This is a genomic window from Nocardioides sp. Root140 (genome assembly GCF_001426745.1).
In the GTDB taxonomy this organism is placed as follows: Bacteria; Actinomycetota; Actinomycetes; order Propionibacteriales; family Nocardioidaceae; genus Nocardioides.
The window spans coordinates 1,360,789-1,381,992 of the sequence record NZ_LMFI01000001.1 but is presented as its reverse complement, the minus strand read 5'-3'; the positions used below and the strand labels follow the sequence as shown (position 1 = coordinate 1,381,992).

21 protein-coding genes are annotated in these 21,204 nt (G+C 67.8%); 8 read left to right on the top strand and 13 right to left on the bottom strand.

Annotated features, from left to right (window positions below):
• Window positions 1-65: 65 nt before the first annotated feature.
• Window positions 66-476 carry a hypothetical protein gene (locus tag ASD30_RS06685; RefSeq protein ID WP_156393525.1) on the top strand — a complete coding sequence of 137 codons (411 nt, stop codon included), beginning with the start codon at window positions 66-68 and terminating at the stop codon, window positions 474-476.
• Window positions 477-636: 160 nt separating this feature from the next.
• A complete protein-coding gene (locus ASD30_RS06680) occupies window positions 637-1,242 on the top strand; it encodes a hypothetical protein (protein WP_056678536.1) in 606 nt (201 codons plus the stop codon).
• Window positions 1,243-1,267: 25 nt separating this feature from the next.
• Here the strand turns inward: ASD30_RS06680 and ASD30_RS06675 are convergent, their stop codons facing one another.
• The 3 genes from ASD30_RS06675 to ASD30_RS06665 all read right to left on the bottom strand — a co-directional run bounded on the left by ASD30_RS06675 (window position 1,268) and on the right by ASD30_RS06665 (window position 4,498).
• Entirely contained in the window at window positions 1,268-2,554 is a 1,287-nt protein-coding gene (locus tag ASD30_RS06675; protein WP_056678532.1) for a hypothetical protein, read from the bottom strand.
• A 161-nt stretch (window positions 2,555-2,715) separates the two neighbouring features.
• On the bottom strand, window positions 2,716-3,807 hold the full coding sequence (locus tag ASD30_RS06670; protein ID WP_156393524.1) for a helix-turn-helix domain-containing protein: 1,092 nt from the start codon (window positions 3,805-3,807) through the stop codon (window positions 2,716-2,718).
• Entirely contained in the window at window positions 3,800-4,498 is a 699-nt protein-coding gene (locus ASD30_RS06665; RefSeq protein WP_056678527.1) for a hypothetical protein, read from the bottom strand. Before ASD30_RS06665 ends, ASD30_RS06670 begins: the two co-directional genes overlap by 8 nt.
• A 443-nt stretch (window positions 4,499-4,941) precedes the next feature.
• Here ASD30_RS06665 and ASD30_RS06660 point away from each other — a divergent pair, with 443 nt between their 5' ends.
• Both ASD30_RS06660 and ASD30_RS06655 read left to right on the top strand, forming a co-directional pair.
• Window positions 4,942-6,222, top strand: coding sequence for a hypothetical protein (locus ASD30_RS06660; protein WP_056679442.1), 1,281 nt, complete (start codon window positions 4,942-4,944; stop codon window positions 6,220-6,222).
• On the top strand, window positions 6,219-7,442 hold the full coding sequence (locus ASD30_RS06655) for a hypothetical protein (RefSeq protein ID WP_056678525.1): 1,224 nt from the start codon (window positions 6,219-6,221) through the stop codon (window positions 7,440-7,442). The genes ASD30_RS06660 and ASD30_RS06655 overlap by 4 nt, the downstream gene beginning before the upstream one ends.
• Window positions 7,443-7,561: 119 nt before the next feature.
• Here the strand turns inward: ASD30_RS06655 and ASD30_RS06650 are convergent, their stop codons facing one another.
• The 3 genes from ASD30_RS06650 to glnA all read right to left on the bottom strand — a co-directional run bounded on the left by ASD30_RS06650 (window position 7,562) and on the right by glnA (window position 10,950).
• The gene (locus tag ASD30_RS06650; protein ID WP_235532521.1) at window positions 7,562-8,755 is read right to left on the bottom strand and encodes a tyrosine-type recombinase/integrase; all 1,194 of its coding nucleotides are present in this window, start codon (window positions 8,753-8,755) and stop codon (window positions 7,562-7,564) included.
• 96 nt (window positions 8,756-8,851) lie between these two features.
• On the bottom strand, window positions 8,852-9,127 hold the full coding sequence (locus tag ASD30_RS06645) for a helix-turn-helix transcriptional regulator (RefSeq protein ID WP_082563595.1): 276 nt from the start codon (window positions 9,125-9,127) through the stop codon (window positions 8,852-8,854).
• A gap of 392 nt (window positions 9,128-9,519) precedes the next feature.
• Window positions 9,520-10,950, bottom strand: coding sequence for a type I glutamate--ammonia ligase (gene glnA / locus ASD30_RS06640; protein WP_056678523.1), 1,431 nt, complete (start codon window positions 10,948-10,950; stop codon window positions 9,520-9,522).
• A 198-nt stretch (window positions 10,951-11,148) separates the two neighbouring features.
• Here glnA and ASD30_RS06635 point away from each other — a divergent pair, with 198 nt between their 5' ends.
• The 3 genes from ASD30_RS06635 to ASD30_RS06625 all read left to right on the top strand — a co-directional run bounded on the left by ASD30_RS06635 (window position 11,149) and on the right by ASD30_RS06625 (window position 12,972).
• Window positions 11,149-11,550: an RDD family protein gene (locus tag ASD30_RS06635; protein WP_056891207.1), complete on the top strand. Its 402-nt coding sequence runs from the start codon at window positions 11,149-11,151 to the stop codon at window positions 11,548-11,550.
• 10 nt (window positions 11,551-11,560) lie between these two features.
• Window positions 11,561-12,421: an LppX_LprAFG lipoprotein gene (locus ASD30_RS06630; RefSeq protein ID WP_156393523.1), complete on the top strand. Its 861-nt coding sequence runs from the start codon at window positions 11,561-11,563 to the stop codon at window positions 12,419-12,421.
• 122 nt (window positions 12,422-12,543) lie between these two features.
• On the top strand, window positions 12,544-12,972 hold the full coding sequence (locus ASD30_RS06625) for a hypothetical protein (protein ID WP_056678513.1): 429 nt from the start codon (window positions 12,544-12,546) through the stop codon (window positions 12,970-12,972).
• A gap of 32 nt (window positions 12,973-13,004) precedes the next feature.
• Here the strand turns inward: ASD30_RS06625 and ASD30_RS06620 are convergent, their stop codons facing one another.
• The 5 genes from ASD30_RS06620 to lipB form a co-directional block, all read right to left on the bottom strand.
• Entirely contained in the window at window positions 13,005-13,712 is a 708-nt protein-coding gene (locus ASD30_RS06620; RefSeq protein WP_056678511.1) for a DUF4191 domain-containing protein, read from the bottom strand.
• Between the two features lie 55 nt (window positions 13,713-13,767).
• Window positions 13,768-14,724 (bottom strand): lipoyl synthase, encoded by a 957-nt coding sequence (gene lipA / locus ASD30_RS06615; protein WP_056678508.1) that lies wholly within the window; start codon window positions 14,722-14,724, stop codon window positions 13,768-13,770.
• A 90-nt stretch (window positions 14,725-14,814) separates the two neighbouring features.
• A complete protein-coding gene (locus ASD30_RS06610) occupies window positions 14,815-15,792 on the bottom strand; it encodes an ABC transporter permease subunit (RefSeq protein WP_056678504.1) in 978 nt (325 codons plus the stop codon).
• Entirely contained in the window at window positions 15,789-16,766 is a 978-nt protein-coding gene (locus tag ASD30_RS06605; protein WP_082563592.1) for an ABC transporter ATP-binding protein, read from the bottom strand. Before ASD30_RS06605 ends, ASD30_RS06610 begins: the two co-directional genes overlap by 4 nt.
• A 138-nt stretch (window positions 16,767-16,904) precedes the next feature.
• Window positions 16,905-17,621 (bottom strand): lipoyl(octanoyl) transferase LipB, encoded by a 717-nt coding sequence (gene lipB / locus ASD30_RS06600; protein WP_082563591.1) that lies wholly within the window; start codon window positions 17,619-17,621, stop codon window positions 16,905-16,907.
• 106 nt (window positions 17,622-17,727) lie between these two features.
• Between lipB and ASD30_RS06595 the strand changes: the two genes are divergently transcribed.
• Window positions 17,728-18,267: a hypothetical protein gene (locus ASD30_RS06595; RefSeq protein WP_156393522.1), complete on the top strand. Its 540-nt coding sequence runs from the start codon at window positions 17,728-17,730 to the stop codon at window positions 18,265-18,267.
• A 31-nt stretch (window positions 18,268-18,298) separates the two neighbouring features.
• Here the strand turns inward: ASD30_RS06595 and ASD30_RS06590 are convergent, their stop codons facing one another.
• Complete coding sequence (locus tag ASD30_RS06590) at window positions 18,299-19,201, bottom strand: TIGR01777 family oxidoreductase (RefSeq protein WP_056678496.1); 903 nt, start codon at window positions 19,199-19,201, stop codon at window positions 18,299-18,301.
• 134 nt (window positions 19,202-19,335) lie between these two features.
• Entirely contained in the window at window positions 19,336-21,168 is a 1,833-nt protein-coding gene (sucB, locus tag ASD30_RS06585; RefSeq protein WP_056678491.1) for a 2-oxoglutarate dehydrogenase, E2 component, dihydrolipoamide succinyltransferase, read from the bottom strand.
• Window positions 21,169-21,204: the final 36 nt, after the last annotated feature.

Sequence of the window (21,204 nt, the reverse complement as noted above, 5' to 3'; positions counted from 1 at the left end):
AAAGCCATCCCTGTCCGAAGTGTGTCTCCTCAGCATCAGGCTCGCGTAGTGTTAGTATGAACACTATGGAGGTGTCCCGGCGCGTCAACGAGAAACGTCGTGTTGGACTTCCGATGGAGCTGGCGGTGCTGTCGGGGATCAGGCCGAGGGTATGGGTCACGGTGGGCCTTGCTGATGACCGGCGGTGGGCTCTTGTGCTCACGCCGGTGCCGGCTCCGGACGATCCCGGCGCCGCGGCGCGGCGTGACCCTGTTCGACCGCGGATGGTGACGGAGGTGATGCAGGTGACGTTGCCGAAGCTGTTGATGGAGCGGGTTGGGATGAAGCCTGATGACTGGGTGTTCGTCAGCTCGCTCGGCCAGGACCGAGGGATGCGAGTGGTCCCTCAAGCGAAGGTCATGTTGCGTGAGCTGCCCACTGCGCGGGCGGGTAGGTTCGCGGGCCGCGGCGTAGTCACTCCAGCAGGTGTGTCGTGATACTCCGGGCGTTGGGCCATTCGGCCCGCCGACTAGCAGCTGGCGGCGGCGTCTCGTTGCGGGGGTGGGGGGTTACCCCCGCGGTCGCGCTGACGGATGATGTCGCCCGGGGCGCGGCTCAGGCGCACCGCAGTGACGTGGGTGGAGAGGATCGTTGGGGGTGGTGCAGATGCTGACCCGGGAGCGGCTCGGCATCGCCAAGCCCACGCCACGCGGTTTGGCGCATTGGCACGATCTGCAGCCGGCCGAGGCCGCCGAGTTCGTACGCCGTGACGTGGTCGGTGCAGGGGTGTGCCTGCCGGCGGTGTGGTTCTGCGACGGCCTGCTGGTGCCGGTGGTGTCGTGGGACGTCGAGGCTCTTGAGGGGCGGGTCGCGACTGGGCGGGGTCCGGTGCTGTACCGCTCCATCCTGGCCGACCGGCTCGAGCACGGGCGCGACCACATCGAGCCTGCCGTCCTGCGCATGGAGGCCTTCATAACCCTGTGGCCGCTGTCGGCGGCGCGGGGTGCACTAGCTGCTGCCTCGGCCTACGCATCGGCGGTCGCGGCCGTCCCCTCGCCCCCAGGGGCAGATGGCTGGGATGTCTTCGAGTGCGACTACTACGGGTTCACCGTGGCCGAGGTCAACCCGGTCGGCGCTCGAGTGGTCGTCGAGGGCCTCGGACGCGCCAAGCACTCCGAGGGCGGGGTTGCGCACCAACGTCGCCTGATGGAGGAGCAACTGTTCGACGTGGCTCTCCGAACGGGCGTCACGCCAGCCTGCTGAACGAGCGCTGCGGCTGAGCCGGAGGCTAGGACAGTGGCGGCAGACTCGGCGCGAGCTTGTGCCACGCGCCCTGGAACTTGGGCGGATCCCAGTTAAGGCCGGTCTCTGCGGCGATCTCCATGTTGGTGACCTGCGCGTGGTTGCACTGGCCGACCCAGGCGTGCTGACGGTGCAACGGGCTCGAGGCGTCGAGGATGTTCTGGCCGAGCTCTGCGATGGCTGTCAGTGAGTGCTGGTATGCCGCGACCTCGTCGTGGATGTGGCTCAGGGGCCGGTTGAAACAACGATGGCACCCGCAGATCCATCGTTCCTGGTGCTCCTGGTCGAGCGCGATCGCGGTGTTGAGAGTGTCCAGGGCCCGGTAGGCCATCGAACGGGGCACGTAGATCCCGATCCGCGCTCCGCCGTTGAACCCGCCGCCCTTCTCCTTGGTCGGGTAGAGGTGTCGCAGCGCCGTGGTCGTCCCGACGGCGCCGAGGCTCGCACCGAAGGCGACTGCGCCGATCACGGAGATGTCGCAGCGCAGCAACGCGATCTTGACCTCGGCCTCGGCGAGCAGTCGGACCAGTCCGGCGACGGCGTCCTGGACGCCGAGTGGGTCGTTGTCGTGCTCGAGCACCAGCGCGACCGGGACTGCGGCTTTGTTGATCTCGGCGATCAGGCTGGCGACGTCCTTCTTGAGCCAGTCGAGATGGAGTGGGAGCACGGCGACCACGTCAGGCCCGAGAGCGCGTGCCTCGTCGAGAACCGCGGCAAGAGCCGTCTGCTTCTCCGCCGGCACGTAGGGGGAATCAGTGAGGGCCGCGGAAAGGCCGAGCTCGCGCTGCACGGCGACCCATGCCGGGTCGAGGTTTGAGCCCGTAGCCGTGGCGACAGCTCGGTTCTTCCCGGCATACCTGTTTGCGTCGGCTAGCACGACAATCTCCGCGCGCACCGGTTGGGCGGATGCATCGGCAGGAGCGGCTGCGGCGATCGTGACTCGGCACTCACTGACCACGCGCCGCAGTTCCTTGATGCGGTCCTTCATCCGCGGGTTCAAGGTGAGCAGGAGGCCGGTCTCCTCAACCGCGACCAGGGCAGCCGCGGCGCTGAGGTGACGTGTCGCGCACGCGGTCTGCAAGAAAAGGGACGGGCAGCCTGCGAACAGCGGGTTCGGGCTCGGAAAGCGGCCTGCGGCGGACCTGGCCCCGACCTCTCCGATCTGCCCGGACAGGACGTCGACCTCGCGGCCGATCACTACACCGCGCCCTGCGGCCGGGTGGGCGTGGCTGTCGTCGCGGGCTCCGCGGTGGATGCTGCTGCGGATCTGCATCCGGGGTCTTGCTCCTTCCACCTGGCTGGGTGTGGACAGCCTAGGCCGCGAGGCCGACGGCTCGACGGTGTTCAGCGGCGGTTGTGCATGAGTCGCTGTCTGATCGTTCCTGTGGACGACTGCGCCGTCGGCGTCAGCGGCCGGGTTGTGTGCCTGGCCGTTCATGGCTGCACCAGCCGTAGCGGGGTCGCGGGAGGTGTCTCGCGGGGCGGTCGGTAGTGGGCCTTGAACGGGGCTGGGAGCATCCCGGCGGTCTTGGCGAGCTCGTCGATGGTGTAGCCGTGCTGGCTCAGGTGCACCTCCATCACCCTGGTCAGGGTGCTGGGAGTTTCGGCCGGCAGGGCACCGGGCTCGAGCTGCTTCCAGCCCAGCTGGTTGAGCCGGATCTGGAACTGGCGATACTGCCGATCGGAGATCTCGTCGAGGTCGTAGGCGCGCCGGATCAGTGCCGCGATCGACATGCCCCACTGGGCCTTGAGCTGGATGAGCCGTGGGAAGTCGCGGGTGGTCAGGCCGGCCAGCTGCGGTGCGATCTCCTCGGCCGGGGCGAGGAACTCCGCAGCGAAGATGTCGGCCTGCTTCTCCTGGTCGTCCTCGGGGATGGTGTGGAGGAGCAGGTGAGCGAGCTCGTGGCAGGTGGTGAACCTCTGCCGGTCGGCCGGCAGACCGAGGTTGACGACCATGATCGGCGGGCGCCCACCGTCACGTGGCCAGGTGGACACCGCGTCTTGGGCGTTGGTGACCAGCGACCGTGCCACCACGATGATGCCAACGGCCTCGAGCACCTCGACGACGTTGTGGATCGGGCCGGTCGGGACTCGCCAGGAGGCGCGTACGGCGCGTGCCGCGGCCGCGGGGTCGCCGTCGAACAGGTCGAGGTCGAGACGGTGCAGCTCGGTGTCGGGTACGAGCTCGATGCCGCGCAGCAGGCCCTCGACAGAGACCCGGGTCAGGTGAGTGAGGGCCTCGATGCGCCGCTTGGTGGAGGCGTTGATCTTGGAGTGCCGGCGCCGGTGGTGCATGCAGGTGACCTCCAGCCCCTGCACGGGGGTGTCGTCGACCAGCAGCTCGACCGGGCACTTCAACGCGTCCGCCACCTTGAGGAGGTTCTCACCGGTCAGGGGCAGCAGGCTCGACTCGACCTTGGAGATGTAGCCCTGGCTCAGACCGGCGGCCTCGCCCAGGTCGAGCTGAGTCAGGCCGAGCGACTCCCGCACGAGGGTCACCATCCGCGGCCGTGCCTGGTCAGACACCACGACCTCCTCCGGGGCGAGAGCCGGCTGCGAGGCGCTTGGCAGCGGCCGTCTGCGCCGAGCGGATGATCGGTGGCGACAGCGGCGCGAGCGGCATCTGCACCGGGCCGGCGACCGAGCCAACAACAGGGGTCGTGCTGGTCATGCTGGTGAGTGGGATCGGAAGAGAGTAGAAGACGTCGGTGAAGCCGAGATGGCAGACCAACTCGAGGCGCGAGATGTTCTCCTCGGCGGTGTCCAGGACGTAGCCAGCGGTCAGGACGGTGAACGTCTCCATGCCCGGCAGGCACGGGTCGCCGAGGTGGTAGGCCAGGCTGAGCGCCCGGTCGGAGTCGCTGCGGCACAGGCCGAGCTCGGAGGTGAGCTTGCGGAACCGGACCCTGAGACCGCCGCCGGCCAGGCTCACCCACGGCCGGCCGAACTGGTCGTCCTCCACGGTGGCCTCAGGCACCCGGTTGAAGATGCGGTGGGCCGGCTCACGAGTGAAGTCCGAGACCAGCATCCCGCGCGAGGAGGCGCCGGCAAAGGCCATCTGCGGCGCCGCCAAGCGGCGGGTGGTCGCGAACCCGCCCCACGCTTCGATGAGGACCTGACCGAAGAGTGGAAGGTGCCTCCCCACTGCCTGCGCGACCGCCTCGTGGCTCGCCGGCGCGGTGACCGGGAACTCGTTCGCCTCGCTCGATGCAGTCATCTCGATCCTCTGCTCGGAATGCTCTGGGAATGAAAGCGTAGCATTTGTGCCGGGCAGATCGGCTCCGGACTGCTCGTGGGTGTTGCCGAGTCGTCTGTGTCTGACCCTGCGGGTCGCCGGCCAGAAGCCATCTCCTCCACTTCGGTCGCGGTGACGTCCGGGTGTTCGCGACCTCGGGCGGGATAGTCGCCAGCTGAGGTAGATCGTCGTACGCGTCGCGCCATGCTCCCCAGCCACGGTCGGTCTGCATATCGGCGAGGCTCGACATCAGCCACTCGAGCAGCGGCATTCGCCAGGCGTTTCGCCGCCAGAAAGGTCGAATGGCACTCCGAATCTCTTAGGCGATCGAACGTGGGCGCTGGAAGAATCGCCGAAGGAAGCGCATGTGGTCCGTGTGGTTGCCGTTGCCGCGCGCGAACATGAAGAACTACGGGGACAGGACGATGGACCACTTCGACGAGGGTTTGCGTTGCCAGGACGTGCACTCCGGCGTGCGGAACGTCGACCCGAACTCGCCGGTGCTGCAGCCGCTGGTTGACACCCGGATCGTCGGGATGGCGGCGACCGTCGCGGGCCTCATCCGCGGCAACGACGTCATCAAGGACGCGCAGGCGCTGATGTCGATCGCGGCCAGCCAGCTTGATGTTGACATGCTGGCGTTCAACGAAGTGGTCACGCTCCTGGGCGACGCCGGGTTCGTAAGCGGTATCCAGCGCTCGGGCGGCAAGATCCAGACCTTCACCGAGAACGTCCCCTACTACGACGATCTGTACACGCGGCTCGGGGAGGTGTGGCAGGACCGCAACCCGACCGAACTAGAGAAGCAGCTCCTGGTGGTTGTCGACGGGCTGTCCGAGGCCCCGGTGCCGCTGGAGGAGCTCGAGTCGACCTTCGCGCTGGACCACGCCGATGTCCCGCTGATCGTGCAGTTGGCCATGGACTCCGGGCTGATGCAAAAAGTGCAGGCCATCGACGGCGACATCGTGTACTCGCCATTCTTCGGGTTCGAGAACCCGGCCCTGCTCGGAGAGCTCGTGAACAGTCACGGTGGTGATCAGCTCGCGGAGGAGTTCGCCGCGGTCCGGGCGAAGCAGGGGCTGGCCATCTCTCCGACCACGCACCCGCTGCTGACCGACGCGGTTGCGAAGGGCCTCATCATGGCGCCGGCCGTGACCGTTCCTGGTGGGGGTGCGCAGCCGTTCGCTGCGCTGCCATACATCGCGGATAGGAAGCTCCTGACCGCCCGCAAGCCCGTTCTGGACAAGGCGCTCGCGGTCATCGCGTGTCTGCGGTGCGCGGAGTCGTTCGGTGGGTATTCGAGTCTGGATGCAGCCGGGCTCATCAACGTCATCGACAAGTTGCTGGACCCGAACCGGGGGTTCTTGGCGCCGCACAGCGGTCACAAGCGGCAGTATGAATTGATGCGGAACGCCCGCCTCATCGAGTTCGCTCCGGACACATTGCCTGGCGGTCGGTGGGTGACTCCTCGGTTCATCGACACCGCCGACAACCGGGAGGCGCTGAAGCTTGCGCGGGAGCTGCTGACGCACGGTGAGCTGGTCGAGCACCGGGTCGATGACGCGCTGGCGCGGGAAACGCTGGCGTCGGACCGGTCGTACGTGGCGCCGATGCAGACCGTGCATCGGCTCCGGAAAAGTGCGCAGCCTTCGGCGAAGCAGTTCGACAAGATCTTCGAGGCGGCGATGGGAACGAGGTCTCTGTGAGCGAGCTCGATCTGGGCCTGAAGGTAGGCGTCCGGTCGCTCCTGTGGTCGATGGGTTTCTCGACCCGACTCGACGTGGTGCTGCGTGGTCACGAGCGTGCTGACGGAGGGCCGGCAGAGACGTTCACCGACCTAGACGTTCTCGGGGTCTCCGTCACGCCGGGGTACCGGCTGTCGACGACCATCGCTGATTGCAAGTCTGGCAAGTCGGACAAGCCGACCGCCCGGATGTTCTGGGTCCGCGGTGTCGCTGACCTGTTCGGCGCCGACGACGCCATGCTGGTGCGCGAGCACGAGGTCCTCGACTCGACCAGGCAGCTGTCGGACAAGCTCCGCATCACGGTGCTCCCCTCAGCGGACCTGGCCCACATGCAGACCCTGCACGGTCCGCCGGTGCCCGAAGGCAGCCCGCTGGCCATCTTGTTCGACAAGGCCGCAGCAGAAGCGCACCTGAAGGCGTACACGAACCTGGACAAGCGGTTGAAGCCGCTCATCGATTACCGCGACTTCGACTACTGGATTTACGACGACCACCGCAACCCATTCCAGCTCGTCGCGCACCTCTCTGACGCGGTGAAGTTCCTCAAGCCGAAGGACCCCGACCACCTGTCGCTGTTCTTCGACCTGGCGTGGCTGTACCTGGTGACCCTCATCAAGGTCACCGAGCACGTGCGAGGTGCTTTCCTTTCTGACCCCGACCGCGGGCTCCAGGAGTATCTGTACGGCGGCGCGACCGGGCTGAAGGAGAAGAAGCAGGTCGCTCAGCTCCTGCAGTCACTACGCCCTGACGGCGCGAAGGAGCGCGACCACCTGCCTGAGTACTACCCGACGCTCCGGGAGCTCGTCACCCGGCTGATGCGGCGCCCTGACCACATGCAGAACGCGCTCCGGCAGGCCGAGGCTGCGTCCGCGTTCGCCGCGGCGCGGCAGCGGATGACGCTCTCGAACGCGTTCGGTGACGAGTTCGATGAGATCGCCGCCAAGTTGGTCGCGGACGTCTGCGGGTTCCTGGTGACCGCGACCGGCATCGACCCGGAGTTTCGGGTACAAGCTCGCGCCTACCTGCTGGGGGAGTCGGTTGCGGAGGTCTCCGTAGCTGGCGCAGCGAAGGCCTCCGCGGGCGCGATGGCCGCGAAGAAGACCCCGGCCAAGAGGTCGACGGCGAGTCAGGCGACGAATGCTGCTGAGGCTGACACAGCCGATGGATCGGATGCGACCTAGCTGGCGCTGAACTTCTTGGCCCTGGGTCCCATTGTCGTCTTACCTGTTGGGTCATCGACCTTCTCTGTAGAAGACCAACCTTGTGCAGGGTTACTCGCTGCTTGCGGGTGTCGATCTTCTCAGGGTGCGCCGAGTTCGGTGATGCCATCGCCATTCACTGCCGTGGGCTTCTCATCCTGCACTTCCGCGAATGCCTGATCGATGGCGGCCCTCGTACGCTCGGAGCTGCTGGGCATGAGGTGCGTGTACGTCCGCAAGGTGAAGCCTGGATCGCTGTGTCCTAGGTATTCAGAAACCGCGCGGATCGACTCGCCGGCGTCCAGCAAGACGGATGCGTACCAATGGCGGAGGGCGTGCATGCCGTTATCCCGCACCTGCTCGATGCCCACGCGCGCCTGCGCGGGCTTCCAGAGGCGCGTGTTGAAGTAGTTGCGGTTGAGGGCCGAGCGTTCGCGTGTCGTCAGTATGAGCCCCGCGCTCGACTTCCTCTCAACCTCGGGCGCGCCCCACGGCAGCGTGACACTGCGCCGCGGGTAGGCGGCGAGGTGGCTGCTGAGTTCCGTCCCGACACTTTCGGGCAGTGGGACGGTCCGGGTCTTGTCGCCCTTCGGCAGACCGAAGACCAGGCGGTTGCCACCGAAGACCTTGACCTGACGCCTCACCTCGACAACTCCACGAAGGAAATCGACATCCTCGACTGCCAGGCCGAAAACCTCGCCTTGACGCAGTCCAAGTCCCGAACCCAACGTCACCGCGATCCTGTACTGCGGTGGCAGCGCGTCGTGCATGGAGGAAACCCACTCTGACGGCCACGGCACAACCTTTCGTCGCGACGTGGCGGGCCGTGTCACTGAACTCGCCTTGCAGGGATTCTTGGCGATCATGTCGTCATCGACTGCAGCAGAGAAGATGGCGGACACGTTTGAGAAAATGACGCGTCGATAGGTTTCGGCCATCTCCATCGACCGGAGAAGTTTCTGGATCGTCGACGGCTTGATCTGGCGAAGTTCGAGGTGTCCGAGGGTCGGGAACACGTGGAGCCTGAGTCGCAGCTCGGTCGCCTCGTAGGTCAGCGGACTGAACGTCCGGCTTGCCAGCCACTCCTCGGCATACGTCCGAAACGAGATCCTGCCCGCGTCGACATCAAGATAGGTTCCACGGAGTTTGTCCGCCTCGACTGTGTTGCGAAACGCGACCGCCTCGGCTTTGCGTCGGAAGGTCTTGCGGCGTTGCCGCCCCTCGGGATCTCGGTAGTTGACGACGTAACGAGGGCTGCCGTCGTCGGCTGGCCTGCCAGAGCTAACGCTGGCCATGGCTGTCCTCGGCACAATCCGATCGAGGGACAAGTCGTGCTGCCGGATGTCCCGTCGCTATCGCCGGTCCCGGGTCTGGCCGAGGACCCGTCGGGATCACTGATTCTCCTCGAGTCGAACCGTCCAATTGATGACGGTTGCTGCTCGCCAGCGCAGGTGCTTGCCGACACGGAAGCCGGCGGGACCGTAGCCTGTCGTCCGCCACGAGTAGATGGTCTGCTTGGTGACGCCGAGGTAAGACGCGACATCGTCGATGTCCCACAGTTCCTGCGCATCGACCAGCCTGGGTGACCGGCTGCTGGCGTTTCCGCGACGCCGCGGACCGAAGACTCCCGGTTCCGCAGTCGGCACGTTCGAGTTTGTTGCCATCATCAAGCCCCTCCTCGCGGCGTTGACGAACGTTTGGTCTACGGGCACCTATGTCCGACAACCGCGCGGGAGCGATCACGCAGGTGGAAATGATCTGGCAACGCGCTCGCCGAGCATCCGCTACGACGGTTGTCAGCTCATGCGATGCGACGGCGACGATTCGGGCGACCGAGTTACGCCGAGACCCCCAGGGTGGACCGCCCGGGGAGCGCCAAGAGACGAGCCTGGCGGAAGGTGGCGCTCCCGAGATTTGTACTGGATTTGTAACAGGCGAGCGGCTAGCAACAGCAAACGCCGCCGAGCGACCAAAGGGTCGCTCAGCGGCGTTTCTGCAGGTCAGCGGCTGTTTGTTGCGGTTGTTCAGCGTTCCTGAACGACCGCAGCCGGCGGCCCGGTTAGATGTCGTAATAGAGCTCGAACTCGTGCGGGTGCGGACGCTGCTGCACAGGCGCGATCTCCTGGGTCCGCTTGTAGTCGATCCAGGTCTCGAGCAGGTCGGGGGTGAAGACGTTCCCGACGGTGAGGAAGTCCTGGTCTTCCTCGAGGGCCTTCAGCACCGCGTCGAGCGACGTCGGGACCTGGGCGATGTCGGCCATCTCGTCCGGCGGCAGCTCGTAGATGTCCTTGTCGATCGGGTCCGCGGGCTCGATCTTGTTCTTGATGCCGTCGAGGCCGGCCAGCAGCAGCGCCGAGAAGGCGAGGTACGGGTTGGCCGACGGGTCGGGGCAACGGAACTCGATGCGCTTGGCCTTCGGGTTCGAGCCGGTGATCGGGATGCGGACACAGGCCGAGCGGTTGCGCTGCGAGTAGACCAGCGAGATCGGGGCCTCGAAGCCGGGCACCAGGCGGTGGTAGGAGTTCACCGTCGGGTTGGTGAACGCCAGCAGCGCCGGGGCGTGCTTCAGGATTCCGCCGATGTAGTAGCGGGCCATGTCGGACAGGCCGCCGTACCCGGTCTCGTCGTAGAACAGCGGCTCACCGTTGTTCCAGATCGACTGGTGCACGTGCATGCCGGAGCCGTTGTCGCCGAAGATCGGCTTCGGCATGAAGGTCGCGGTCTTGTCGTTGCGCCAGGCGACGTTCTTGATGATGTACTTGAACTTCATCACGTCGTCGGCGGCCTTGAGCAGCTCGTCGAACTTGTAGTTGATCTCGGCCTGGCCGGCGGTGCCGACCTCGTGGTGCGCACGCTCGACCAGCAGGCCCGACTTCTCGAGCTCGATGACCATCTCGTCGCGCAGCTCACCGAAGTGGTCGTACGGCGCGACCGGGAAGTAGCCGCCCTTGTACTTGACCTTGTAGCCGCGGTTCGGGCTCTCCTCGGTGCCGACGGAACCGGAGTTCCAGGCGCCCGCCTCGGAGTCGATGTGGTAGAAGCCCTCGTTCGCATTGGTCGCGAAGCGGACCTTGTCGAAGACGTAGAACTCGGCCTCGGGGGCGAAGAACGCCTTGTCGCCGATGCCGGTGCTGGCCATGTAGGCCATCGCCTTGCGGGCGATGTTGCGCGGGTCGCGCGAGTAGGCCTCACCGGTGATCGGGTCGTGGATGAAGAAGTTCACGACCAGCGTCTTGGCGACGCGGAACGGGTCGAGGTACGCCGTGGTCGGGTCCGGGAACAGCTGCATGTCGGACTCGTGGATCGCCTGGAACCCGCGGATCGAGGAGCCGTCGAATCCGAGGCCGTCGTCGAAGACCGACTGGTCGAAGGACGAGACCGGCACGGTGAAGTGCTGCATCACACCGGGCAGGTCGCAGAAGCGCACGTCGACCATCTCGACGCGTTCGTCCTTGAGGTACTTCAGAAGCTCGTCGCTATTCGCGAACATTCGTCCTCCTTGGCCGCAGCCCAGGGGACTGGTGCGACCGCAAGTTTTCGAGCGGATCAGATTTCCGGTGCGGCACTGCACCAGTGGTTGCCCGTAAAAGTAGCCACAGGCAGTTTCTTGACCGTATCCGGTTTGTTTCGCGCATGTAACACCTGAGCCGTGAATGAGACCCAATCCACCGCAGGTAGGGTTCTCGCCGTGCCACAAACCGCTTCCTGGGCCCAGCGGATGCTCGCCCTCCTCATCGACTGGATCGCCTCGACCCTGGTCGTGATGCTCTTCATGGGCATCGAGGACTGGAGCAGCGACCGGTTCTCCGGGCTCTACACGATGGCGGTGTTCATCCTCGAGAGCACCGTGCTCACCGCGTTCGTCGGCGGCTCGTTCGGCAAGCAGGTGGCCCGGTTGCGCGTCGTACGCTTCGACGGGAGCGGGGCACCTGTCGACCTGCTGCACGCGCTGATCCGCAGCGTGATGATCGCCCTGTTCATCCCGCCGCTGGTGTTCCGCCCGGACGGCCGCGGCCTCCACGACATGGTGGCTGGCACGTCCACGGTGCTGCTACGAGACGCTTCCGGCGATCTTGGGGACCGCCGTTAGATTGGTGCGCATGCGCACTCTTCACCGTCGCCCCGCCCGGCACCGTCTGGCGACCGCCGCGGTCGTCCCGCTGCTGATCTTCGGCGTCACCGCCTGCGGACCCGACGACGACGGCAAGGCGGGCTCCTCCGAGGAGTCCACCTCGGCGTCGGTCGACTCCTCCGGCGACGGCGGTACGTCGAGCAGCGTGGCCCCGGTGGGCGAGGAGGTCGACGCCAAGGAGTTCGCCAAGGAGATCGAGTCGGCGTTCAAGGGCATCGACACCGCGCACATCACCATGGAGCTGGTCAACGCCGGCCTCGTGATGACCGCCACCGGCCAGGTGGACTACACGGGCGAGAAGCCCAGGATGTCGATGGAGATGTCGGCCCCTGCCTTCGGTGAGCAGTCGATCCAGGCCCGCGTCGTCGACGACGGGATGTACCTGGCGATGCCGATGCTGGGCGCCGGCACCGAGGACGTCTTCTACAAGATCGACCTCGACGACCCGAACAACCCGATGGCCGCCAGCCTCGGCGGACTCTCGTCGTTCGACCCGAAGTCGACGGTCGAGATGTTCGGCCAGGGGCTGGAGAAGGTCACCCTGGTCGGCGAGGACTCCGTCGACGGCGCGCACACCCGGCACTACGTGCTGACCACGAACACCGAGGCGTTCAAGAAGACGCTCGGCGACCAGGCCGGCAAGGTGCCCGACACCCTCGACTACGACGTGTGGCTCGACGACGAGGGCCGTCTCGCGAAGATGACCGCCGAGCTCGACGCGCAGGGCTCCATGGAGCTCAAGATGTCGAAGTGGGGCGAGCCGGTGAAGATCGTGGCTCCGCCGGCGAGCAAGGTCCAGCCCTACCCGACGGGTGCCGCCAAGCCCTGACCGGCGTACGACGAACCCCATCCACCGGTTCACCAATGTGAGTGATGTGGGTGCGCTGGCGGGTCTGGTGGACTCGAAGGCCGATCCCGGACAGGCCGGGGTCTGGACGGAGGAGTCGCCCTATGAACGCCAGCAGGATCATTCGACGAAGCGTGATCACGGGTGCCGGCGTCGTGGCCGCCGTCGCACTCGGCACCACGAGCGCCAGCGCACACCACTGCTACATCCCGATGTACAGCCTCAACGGACCGACCTCGGCGAACTGGCTGGTGATCAACGCCGAGGAGGGTGCCGCCATGTTCGGCATCTTCACCCCGTCGTGCGACGAGCAGGTCGACGCCGGCTACGCCGCCCTGCGGGAGGCCGGGCTCCCGGTCGCGATCAAGCTCATGGAGACGCGGACCATCGGAGACCCGAAGGACGAGGGGAAGATGAACCCGAACGGCGCCAATGGCAAGGGCCTGGAGTACTTCGGTGCCGGCTCGACGTTGGCCGACGAGATGCTCGGGGTCTGGGCGGGCGCCGCGATGAACACCGTCTGCCCTGCCTGAGGCAGGGTGCACACGCGAGTGGCTCGGCGGGGTCAGCGACCGCGCAGGTTGCCGCGCTGGCCCTTCATGTTGGTCGGCACCGGGCCCTTGGGCAGCGGGATGTTCGAGCGGTTCGCGTCGAGTGCCTTGATCCGGTAGAGCAGGTCGGTCATCTCGGCACCCTTGATGTTCTTGCCGAGCTTGGTGACGTGCTTGACCAGCTTGGGCAGCGGCACCTCGCCCTCGCCGTTGCCGCAGACGATCTCGTGGATCGGCGTCTCGGAGGCGACCCGCTCGTGCTTGCGGCGCTCGTTGATCAGCAGCTGCTTGACACGGGCGGGGGAGCCCTCGCCGACGAGCACGATTCCGGGCGGGCCGATGACGCGGTGCACGACGTCCTGCTGCTTGGTGAAGGCGACTGCGGGGTCGGTCTTCCAGCCACGGCGGAGCATGCCCAGGGCTGCTGCGGCGGCGCCACGCTGGCCGTCCATCTGGTTGAACGCGGCCTTCTGCGCCCGGCGACCGAACACGATCATCATGAAGAGGATGCCGAACAGCAGCGCCCCGACGATGGCCATGACCAGGCCGAGCACGCCCGATCCGGGGAGGATGTAGAAGAGGCCGAAACCGATGGCGGCGCCGACGATGAAGGCGCCGAGCATCCAGAGCCCGATCTTCGTGTCGGACTTCTTCGCCATCTTGTACGTCTGCACGAGCTGCTGACGGCGCTTCATGTTCTCGGGTGCCACAGGGGTCGACATGTGTTTGGCCTTCTGGATATCAATCAGTTCGAATCAGTGCGGGGTGGAGACTACGTCAGACGAGCTCGCGCCGCTCCATCGCCTGCTTGTAGAGGCGGCCGGCGCGGTACGACGACCGCACGAGCGGCCCGGAGAGCACACCGGAGAAGCCGATGTCCTCGGCCTCCTCCATCAGCTCGACGAACTCCTGCGGCTTGACCCACCGCTCCACCGGGTGGTGGCGCAGCGAGGGACGGAGGTACTGCGTGATGGTGATGAGCTCGCAGCCGGCCTCGTGGAGGTCGGTGAGTGCCTGGGAGATCTCCTCGCGGGTCTCGCCCATGCCGAGGATGAGGTTGGACTTGGTGACCAGGCCGAACTCGCGGGCCGCGGTGATCACGCCGAGGGAGCGCTCGTAGGTGAACGCGGGACGGATCCGCTTGAAGATCCGCGGGACCGTCTCGACGTTGTGGGCCAGCACTTCGGGGCGGGACTCGAAGACCTCGGCGAGCAGGTCGGGCTTGCCGTTGAAGTCGGGGATCAGGTTCTCGACGCCGGTGCCGGGGTTGAGCTCGTGGATCTTGCGGACCGTCTCGGCGTAGAGCCAGGCGCCGCCGTCGGGGAGGTCGTCGCGGGCGACGCCGGTGATGGTGGCGTAGCGCAGGTCCATCTTCTGCACTGACTCCGCGACCCGGCGGGGCTCGTCGCGGTCGAGCGGTTGCGGCTTGCCGGTGTCGATCTGGCAGAAGTCGCAGCGTCGGGTGCACTGCTCGCCGCCGATGAGGAACGTGGCTTCGCGGTCTTCCCAGCATTCGAAGATGTTGGGGCAGCCGGCTTCCTGGCAGACGGTGTGCAGGCCCTCGGACTTCACGAGCTTCATCAGCTCGTTGTACTCGGGGCCCATCTTGGCCTTGGTCTTGATCCACTCGGGCTTGCGCTCGATCGGGGTCTCCGCGTTGCGCACTTCGAGTCGGAGCAGCTTGCGGCCGTTGGGAGCTGTGGGTGAGGTCGGGGCGGCGGGAGCTTGCGTCACAGCCGCAACCTTACGCCCGTGAGGAAGGCCACCCCAATCCGCCGTGAACCCGTCAGTACGCCGACCGACGGGCATCCGTGCACCGCGGAATCAGGGCACGTCGCGACTGCGGAACGAGAACACCGACACGGCCGTGAGGACTGCCAGGACGACCGCGAAGTAGACCACGCCGTGGGTGAGTGAGAGGTGCAGCATGATGTCGCTGCAGTCGTCCATGCAGGAGTAGCCGCCTGAGGGCCAGTACTCGTACCCGTTCTGCAGGATGGCCGCGGCGTTGGAGTGGAACATCCACCGCTCGGGGTCGTCGACGGGGAGCACCGCCATCAGCATCGACCCGCCGACCGCCCCCGCGAGCAGGAGGCCGAGGCTGGCGACCGTGCTGCGGAACAGCATCGTGACCCCGAAGCCACCCAGTGCGGCGGCCCCGGCGAAGAGGGTGCCGCGCAGCACCTGGGCGCCGATGTCGTCGGCGTACCCGGCCAGCTCCACGTCACGGAAGCCCGCGAGCCCGGCGTACGACGCCCAGAACACCACCAGCCCCACCACGGCGAGAAGGGCTCCGCCGATCACCGCTGCGGCGGCCTTCGCCAGCCAGAGGCGGGGACGGCGCGACTCGAAGAGCAGCTGGTTGCTCATCGACCCCGACGCCCAGTCGGCACCGGCGAACGTCGTACCGAGGATGAGGGCGAGCAGCACCATGAAGGTGGCCGCGGACAGGCCCGGACCGTCGAGGGCGTAGGGCGTGCTCAGCTGGTCGCGGTAGAGGTAGTTGGAGATGTCGTCAGGCGGGACCATGCTCTGGCTGCAGAGGGACTCGAGGTCCGGCTCATCGGCCTCGAAGCCGTACTGCTGTGGATGTGCCACGCAGTTCGCGATGTCTTCCTCGGCGTACTGCTGCTGCATCTGCATCTGGGACTCGGCGTCGGCGACGTCGGCGTCGCTGAACGGTCGGGTGTTCCAGGCGGTGGCCGCGATGAAGATGATCGGCAGCACCACGGCGGCCAGGAGGATCAGGAGCGCGGCGCGTCGCCAGCGCAGGCGGGTCAGCTCGACCTTGAGGAGGTTCATGCGCGGGCCTCGCCCTCGTCGTACGCCGTGTCGGCGGCCGTGTCGGGGTGGCTCGCGGTGTCGTCGAGGCTGGTGCCCTCGGTCAGCTGGAGGAAGACCGACTCGAGGTCGGCGCGTTCGGCGACCAGCTCGGTCAGGTAGATGCCGGCGGCGGCCAGGGTGCGGGTGATCGCCTGCGGGTCGTCGGTGTCGACCATGATCTCGCCGGCGGCCATCCGCCCGGTGAGGCCGCCCTCGGCGAGGACGCGGAGTGCCTCGGCCCGATCGGGTACGCCGACCCGCCACGAGGTGCCCGTACCGATCAGGTCGTCGACCTTGCCGGTGGCCAGCATGCGGCCCTGTCCGATGATCGTGGCGGAGTCGCAGACCTGTTGCACCTCCGCCAGGATGTGCGAGCTCAGCAGCACGGTCACGCCACGGGCCCCGAGGTCGCGGATCGTCTCCCGGATCTCCCGGATCCCGGACGGGTCCAGTCCGTTGGTGGGCTCGTCGAGGATCAGCAGGTCAGGATCCTTGAGCAGCGTGGCGGCGATGGCCAGGCGTTGCTTCATGCCGAGCGAGTAGGCCCGGAACGGGTCGCCGTCCCGCCCGGTGAGGGACACCGTCTCGATCACCTCGTCGACCCGGGTCGTCGGCACGCCGATGGTTCCGGCCAGCAGCTGGAGGTTCTGGCGGCCGGAGAACATGGGGGAGAACTTGGGCGACTCGACCACCGCGCCGATGCGCGGCAGCACCTCGGCGAGGTGGTGCGGCACGTCGCGACCGAACAGGCGCATGGTGCCCGAGGTGGCCGACGCCAGCCCGAGCAGCATCCGGATCGTCGTGGTCTTGCCCGAGCCGTTGGGGCCCAGGAAGCCGTGCACGCCACCGGCCGGCACCTGCAGGTCGAGGTCGCGCACCGCGATGCGCCGACCTCCGCGCCTGGTGTGGAACACCTTCTGGAGACCTTGGGTCTCGATCACCATCTCGGCCATGTGCCTGTCCCCGTCCCGCTGTTCGTCCCACCTCGTGCGGGTCGCGGGGATCAGGCTCCCACTCTCGGCCGTCGTACGGCGTGAGCCTCGCCGGGTGCTTTCGAGACGCTCGTCCCTCGCTCCTCGACCACCGAGGCGTCAGGTGCCGGGGCGGATCAGGTTGAGTCGCGGTGGCTCGGGCCGGGGCTCGTAGTCGGGGGTCGGCGTGTAGTCGTTCCAGGCGAGCAGGTCGGCCACGTGCTTCTCGACGCTGGGGATCACCTCGGAGACCTCGACGTCGCGGCCGAGCTCACGGCTCAGGGAGGTGACCCCGGCGTCGGCGATGCCACACGGCACGAACCGGTCGTACCACGCCAGGTCGACGTTGCAGTTGAGCGAGAACCCGTGCATCGTGACCCGCCGCGAGACGCGCAGCCCGAGCGCCGCGATCTTGCGCTCCGGGCCCTTCTCGTCGGCCGCCAGCCAGACACCGCTGCGTCCGGGGATGCGTGCGGTGGTGACGCCGAAGTCGGCGCAGACCGCGATCAGGGCCTCCTCGACGCGACGCACGTAGTCGACGACCTTCACCCGCTCGGGCAGCTTCACGATCGGGTAGCCGACCAGTTGGCCGGGCCCGTGGAAGGTGATCTTGCCGCCGCGGTTCACGTCGATGACCGGCGCGCCGCCGGGATCGGCGGGACGTTCGTGGGGGTCGGTGCGGGTGCCGGCGGTGAACACCGGCGGGTGCTCCAGGAGGAGTACGACGTCGTCGGCGCCGTCGGCGACTGCGGCATGGACCTCGCCCTGCATCTCCCACGCCTCGCGGTAGTCGACGGCGTCGGCGCCCAGGCCTGCTTCACGGAACTCGATTGGCACGGATTCGACCTTACTCCCGGGGCGGTACGACACCGGATGTGCCCAGCCGTCGAGCGCCTGTGGACGACCGGATGCGCGATCGTCCGCGCTGGGTCAGGGTGGTGGGGTGAACCTCCGGGGAGTGGTGCTCGGCGCCGTGGCCGCCTTGTTCGTGGCGGCCGCGGTCGGTGGTGTGCTCGTGCTCGCCCGGGCCAGCTCTTCGACGCATCGTGTCGAGGACACGGCGGGGGTGGCGGAGCCGGTCACGTCGGCGGCCCGGGCGACCGTCTCGGCCGGCTCGTGGGAGGTCGAGGCCCGGCGCATCCTTTCGGCCTGGGACGCACGGCGCGCCGCGGCGTACTCCGCGGGTGATGCGCTGGCGCTCGGTCGCCTGTACGCCGAGGGTGCCGGCGTCGACGACGTACGCCTGCTGCGCGCCTATGCCGCCCGCGGCCTGCACGTCGAAGGTCTGCGCCAGCAGGTGCTCGCGTTCCGCCTGGTGCACCGTGAGCCCAGGCGCCTCGTCGTGCAGGTCACCGATCGGCTGGTCGGGGCCGTGGCGGTCGGTCGCGGTCAACGGCTGGCCCTGCCTGCCGACAGTGCCGATCGTCGCATTGTGACGCTGGTGAGACGCCGGGGTGCCTGGCTGGTCGGCCAGGTCCGCTGACCGGGGCCGGTTCGACGAGAGACCGACGACCTCAGTGCCTGAGGCCGGTTGCGAGAACGTCGCGGACGTCGTTGTCGGCGAACTCGAAGCCCTCGGCGAGCAGGGCGGCCGGCTCGGCGCGGACGGAGCCGAGGATCTCCGGTGCCATGCGCCCCGCGGCCTTGTCCAGCACGATCGACGGCACGGCGACGAAGGCGCGGCTGCCCAACGCCTTGGCGAGGGCCTGGGTGAAGTCGGCATTGGTCGGGGTCACCGGGCAGCACAGGTTGTGCGGTCCCGAGGCCGAGTCGCTCTCGGCCAGGTGCACGACGGCGGAGAGCCAGTCGCGCAGGGAGATCATCGGGAAGTACTGCTGCCCGTTGCCGATCCGGGCACCGAGCCCGATCCTGAACGGGATGCGCATCTGCTTCAGGGGAGAGCTGCGACGGTCCATCACCGGTGCGGTGCGCAGGACGCACACCCGCGCGCCGGCGTCGACGGCGGGGGAGGCGGCTTCCTCCCAGAGCTTGGTCACGCCGGTCAGGAAGGCCTCGCCCTCGGGTTCGGTCTCCTCGGTGATCACGCACTCGCCGTGGTCGCCGTAGAACGAGATGCCGTTGCCGGCCAGGAACGCGGTGGGCTGACCGGCGGCCTGGCTGCGGGCGACCGCGTCGGCAAGCACGCGCGTGGTCGCGACTCGGCTGCGGACCAGGTCGTCGGCCCACTTCGTCGAGTGCGGGTTGCCGAGCAGGGGAGACCCGGCGAGGTTGATCACGACGTCGGCTCCGTCGATGACCGACTGGTCGACCTGGTCGGCGTAGGGGTCCCACTGCGACTCGTCATCGGCCTGAACCGGGTGTCGCACCAGCCGGGTCACCGTGTGGTCGCGGGTGCGCAGGCTCTGGGTCAGATGGGTGCCCAGGAATCCGGATGCTCCGGCAATGACGACGTCCATGGCCCAAGCCTGTCACGGTCCCCGTCACGCGCCAACGAGGCCATCCCGCGGATCGAGCCACGCAGTGGAAATGGCGACGGCGCGCGTCCCCGGTCTCCGGGTGACGCGCGCCGTCTGCGCTTCGTGCTGGGGTCTCAGACCTCGAACGAACCTGCCTCGAGGCGCTGCTTGACGTCCTGGAGGAAGCGGGCCGCGTCGGCGCCGTCGACGATGCGGTGGTCGTAGGTCAGCGACAGGTAGACCATCTGGCGGACCGCGATGGTCTCGCCCAGGTTCGGGTCGTCGATGACCACGGGCCGCTTGACGACCGTGCCGGTGCCGAGGATCGCGACCTGCGGCTGGTTGATGATCGGGGTGTCGAAGAGGGCGCCCACGCTGCCGGTGTTGGTCAGCGTGAACGTGCCACCCGAGAGCTCGTCCGGCTTCACCTTGTTGTTGCGGGTGCGGTCGGCGAGGTCGGCGATCTTGCGGGCCAGGCCGGCCACGTTGAGGTCGCCGGCGTTGTGGATCACCGGGCTGAGCAGGCCGCGCTCGGTGTCGACCGCGATGGCGAGGTGCTCGGCGTCGAAGTAGGTGACCTCGCCCTTCTCGACGTCGACCTGCGAGTTCAGGGCCGGGTGGGCCTTGAGCGCGTCGATGGTCGCCTTGGCGAAGAACGGGAAGTACGAGAGCTTGACGCCCTCGCGGGCCACGAAGTCGGCCTTGATCGAGTCGCGGAGGCGACCGATGTTGGTGACGTCGACCTCGACCACCTGGGTGAGCTGGGCCGACACCTGGAGCGACTCGACCATGCGCTTGGCGATCACCTTGCGCAGGCGGCTCAGCGGCTCGGTCTTGCCGCGGAGCGGGGACGGCGTGGGTGCGGCTGACGCAGCAGGAGCGGAGGCACCAGGTGCAGCAGCGGCCGCGGCGGGAGCTGCCGGTGCCGGCGCCTCCTTGGCCTTGGCGGCGTCGAGCACGTCCTGCTTGCGGATCCGGCCACCGACGCCGGTACCGGTGACGCTGGCCAGGTCGACACCGTGCTGGTTGGCGAGCTTGCGCACCAGCGGGGTCACGTAGCCGGCGTCCTCTTTGCCGGAGCTGGCGGCCGGAGCGGCCGAGGCGGCGGGCGCTGCCGGGGCAGGAGCCTCTGCCGCCGGAGCGGCCGGTGCTTCGGCGGCGGGGGCCGCGGGTGCTTCGGCGGCGGGGGCCGCGGGCGCTTCAGCAGCGGGGGCCGCGGGTGCCTCAGCAGCGGGGGCCGCGGGAGCTTCAGCGGCGGCGGGGGCGGCCGGTGCTGCGGCTGCTGCCGGGGCGGCACCCTTGTCACCGATCATCGCCAACACGGCGCCGACCTCGACGGTCTCGTCCTCGGCGACCTTCTGCTCGAGGAGCGTGCCGCCGACCGGCGAGGGGATCTCGGTGTCGACCTTGTCGGTGGAGACCTCGAGCAGCGGCTCGTCGACGGCCACGTCGTCACCGACGTTCTTCAGCCAGCGGGTGACGGTTCCCTCGGTGACCGACTCGCCCAGTTCGGGGAGCTTGACCTCGGTGCCCGCACCCGAGCCGCCGGACGCGGCGGGAGCAGCGGGCTCGGCGGGGGCTTCGGCGGGGGCAGCGGGCTCAGCCGGTGCCTCAGCGGCCGGAGCCTCGGCCGCGGGCGCTTCCGCGGCCGGAGTCTCGGCAGCGGGTGCCTCAGCAGGTGCCTCTTCGGCGGGGGCCTCCTCAGCAGGAGCTGCGCCACCACCTTCACCCTCAGCGCCGATCACGGCCAGGAGCCCGCCCACCTCGATGGTGTCGTCCTCGTTGGCCTTGATCTCGAGCAGGGTGCCGGCTACCGGCGAGGGGATCTCGGTGTCGACCTTGTCGGTCGAGACCTCGAGCAGGGGCTCGTCCATGGCCACCGAGTCGCCAACCTGCTTCAACCAGCGGGTGACGGTGCCTTCGGTGACGGATTCGCCCAGCTCCGGGAGGGTGACTTCGGTGGCCATGTGTTTCCTTCGCTCGAATCTTCTGTGGGTCTGTAC